Origin of the sequence: Streptomyces endophyticus (genome assembly GCF_035798155.1) — a bacterium.
Classification (GTDB): domain Bacteria; phylum Actinomycetota; class Actinomycetes; order Streptomycetales; family Streptomycetaceae; genus Streptomyces; species Streptomyces endophyticus.
In genome coordinates this window covers 1-667 of the sequence record NZ_JAOZYC010000077.1, presented here as the reverse complement: position 1 = coordinate 667, position 667 = coordinate 1, and the positions used below count along the sequence as shown (strand labels likewise).

Here is a 667-nt window from a genome sequence, read left to right as displayed (position 1 = left end):
CGGGCCGGGATGGCGGGCGTCGTGGTGCGCGGCGACGGGTCGCAGGCGGTGCCGGACGCCGAGGCGGCGGGTGCCGCGCTGCTCGGGACGGACCGGGACGCCGCCTGGCACCAGGTGTTCCAGCTGCTGTCGTCCGTCGTCGGGGCGCACGGCGCGCGCACGGCGCCGCTCGGCGAGGACGCGCTGCCCGGTGATCTGTTCGCGCTGGCCAACGCCGTCGCGGCGGCCGTCGGCGGGGCGATCGCCGTGGAGGACCTGGGCCGCCAGATCCTCGCGTACTCGACCGTCCCGGGCCAGGTGGTCGACGAGACCAGGCGGCAGGGCATCCTCGGCCGCCAGGTCCCCGGCAGCCCGGAGAACGACGAGGACTACCGCCTCCTGTACGCCTCCGAGGGTCCGCTGAAACTGCCCGGGGTGATGGCCGACGAGCTGCCCCGCCTGGCCACTCCCGTGCGTGCCGGAGGCGAGCTGCTCGGCTCGATCTGGGCGGTGGACACGGGGAGCCTGGCGGCCGACGCCGCGGACGCGCTGCGCCAGGGCGCGTCGGCCGCCGCGATGCTCCTCCTGCGGGCGCGGGCCGCCGACGAGCTGGCCCGGCACCTGAGCAGCGACCTGCTGCGCCGCCTGCTCGACGGCTCCATCGAACCGGCCGCCGCCGCGCACCGCC

Annotated in this window: 1 pseudogene; it reads left to right on the top strand. The window is 77.7% G+C overall.

Features of this window, described 5'->3' with window-relative positions:
- Positions 1-667 (top strand): annotated as a pseudogene (locus OKJ99_RS10115) (PucR family transcriptional regulator); the annotation flags it as partial.